Source organism: Haladaptatus sp. W1 (assembly GCF_001723155.1).
GTDB classification, from domain to species: Archaea; Halobacteriota; Halobacteria; order Halobacteriales; family Haladaptataceae; genus Haladaptatus; species Haladaptatus paucihalophilus.
The window spans coordinates 1-2664 of record NZ_MEIH01000199.1 but is presented as its reverse complement, the minus strand read 5'-3'; the positions used below and the strand labels follow the sequence as shown (position 1 = coordinate 2664).

The 2664-nt window shown below is 63.2% G+C and carries 2 pseudogenes; both read left to right on the top strand.

Going from position 1 to position 2664, the window contains the following annotated elements:
- Positions 1-1525 (top strand): annotated as a pseudogene (locus BG842_RS09835) (dolichyl-diphosphooligosaccharide--protein glycosyltransferase); the annotation flags it as partial.
- Positions 1526-1702: 177 nt separating this feature from the next.
- Positions 1703-2633 (top strand): annotated as a pseudogene (locus BG842_RS09830) (DUF368 domain-containing protein).
- Positions 2634-2664 lie beyond the last annotated feature (31 nt).

Sequence of the window (2664 nt, the reverse complement as noted above, 5' to 3'; positions counted from 1 at the left end):
CAACGAGGTCGGGATGGTCGTCATTCTGCCGAAAAACGGCACGTTCGAGGCGTTCACGTCGTCGCTCTCCGCCGACCGACTGGAGACGTTGCTGGGAGAGATGGAGCGAACGGACGGCTCGATTACGCTGAACTACTACGGCACGTACACCCAAGACGACGGCGACTTCGACTATCCGGACGGGTCGTACGGCGTCATGTCGTGGTGGGACTACGGTCACTGGATTACGGTAAACGGGGAGCGCATCCCCAACGCGAACCCGTTCCAGGAGGGTGCAACCACGGCCGCAAACTACCTCCTCGCACAGAACGAGTCGCAGGCGAACGCCGTCATCGACTCGCTCGGCGACAAGAACGAGCAGACCCGCTACGTGATGGTCGACTGGAAGATGGTCGAAACGAAGGGACGACAAGGCAACGTCAAGTTCTTCGCGCCGACAGTGTTCAACAAGAACGTCTCGCAATCGACGTTCATGGATTACATCCTGGTTCGCGGTCAGGGCAACTACGTCGTCCAGCACAAACAGGCGTACTACGAGACGCAGATGGTCCGTCTGTACAAGTACGGCGGTAGCTCGGTCGAGCCGAAACCCATCGTCCTCGACTGGGACGTCGGCACCGGGACGCAGAACGGCCAGCAGATAACGTACAAGCAGAATCCGCAGGGTCCGAACGAAACCGTCGTTCGGACGTTCGACACGATGAAAGAGGCGCGTGAGTTCGTCGCAAAGGACGGAAGCTCGCAAATCGGCGGCATCGGCCCGTATCCGAGCGAGCGGATTCCGGCGCTCCAACACTACCGCGTCGTCAAGGAGAGCAAGTCGCAGTCCACGAGCGTCTACTCGCACTATCAGGTGCTGAGCCAGCGACTGCAGCTTCTCCAGCAGGGCGGTGCTTCGGGACAGGACTTCCTGCGCACCTCGCCCGCGTGGGTGAAGACGTTCGAACGCGTCCCCGGCGCGACGGTGCAGGGAACCGGCCCGGCGGACACGACCATCACCGCCTCGGTGAAGATGAACTCCCCCGACGGTGGCACGTTCACCTACACCCAGCAGGCTAAAACCGACGGTGACGGGACGTTCACGATGACGCTTCCGTACTCCACGACCGGGTACGAGAAGTGGGGCACGGAGAAAGGCTACACGAACGTCAGCGTTCGTGCGGTCGGTCCCTACGAGTTCTCGACGCCGAAGACGTTCGGCGACGACGGCATCACGTTCAAAAACGCGACGGCACAGGTCACGGAAGGTCAAGTCATCGGCGAGAACACGAACCCGGTGACCGTCTCCGTGGACCAACAGCAGACGCTTCCGGTCGGCGGCGCGAACAACTCCACCGACAACTCCTCGTCAGGTCCGGCGAACGCCGGTAACTCGACGAGCGGTAACGCGACGGCCGGAAACGGCACCGTCGGAGCCAACGACTCGACGAACAGCAGTTCGCTGCCGAGTCCCGCCGCACCGTCGACCCGTGCCGGTCTGGTCGGCACGTTCGCGGCCGCGATGGTCGTGGCGCGCCGCGACTGAAGCGCGTCGGTTGGGGTTTCGATTTCGTTTTTCCGTTCGCTTGATTCCACCCCGCCAGCCCACATTCTCATATTCGAGTGGCCCGTAGTGCCGGGCGTGACTGGTGACGAGCGAGAGCCTGCTGGTGTCGACCGCGGATGGGAATCGTTTTTTGATTCGACCGGAAACCCGGGTGCAATGCGTGGCCTGCTGACTGTCTACCTGAAAGGCGTCTGCATGGGGTCCGCCGATGCGGTCCGGGTCTCCGGCGGGACGATAGCCCTCATCACGGGCATCTACGAGCGACTCATCTCGGCCGTCGCGTCGTTCGACCCGCGAATCGTGCTGAACATCCTCCGAGCGTACGACCCCGACGAACGCGCGAACGCCCGCCGAATCCTTTCCGAGATGGACATCCCGTTTCTGCTCGCACTCGGTGCGGGAATCGCAACGGCGGTCGTGGCGGTGACGGGACTGGTCACGTGGGGAAGTGAACAGCATCCCGTCCTGCTGTACGGCTTCTTCTTCGGACTCATCGCCGCGTCGGCCATCGTCCTCTACGACGAGGTGTCGGTGAGCACGCCGGGGCAGGTCGGTGCCGCCATCGCTGGCTTCGCCGTCGCCTTCCTGATAGCCGGTGCGACCGAATCGGCGACCGGTGCGACGCCCCTTCCGCTCGTCTTCGTGACCGGGATGGTCGCCATCAGTGCGATGATCCTCCCGGGCGTGTCCGGGGCGCTCATCCTCATGCTCCTCGGTCAGTACAACTACCTCTCGGAAAGTCTGCACGGAGTCAAGGACGCGCTCGTCGGACTCGCCGACGGCGGGTCCGTCGCGGCCGTCGTCACGCCGGGGATCGTCGTCGTGACGTTCATGGTCGGTGCCCTCGTCGGGCTGTTGACTATTTCGAAGGTCGTTGCGTGGGCACTGGAGCACTACCGAGCGGCGACGTTGACCTTCCTCGTCAGCCTGATGGTCGGAGCGCTTCGCTTCCCCGTCGAGAAGACGGTCGCGGCGTCGACGTTCGCGTGGACGCCGACGGTCATCGGCGGGGGCGCTCGTCGCCGTCCTCGTCGGCGGCGGCGCGGTGCTGTTGCTCGACCACACCACCGACGATTTGGACTACTGACCGTTCGATTTTTCGACAATAACTACTGTTA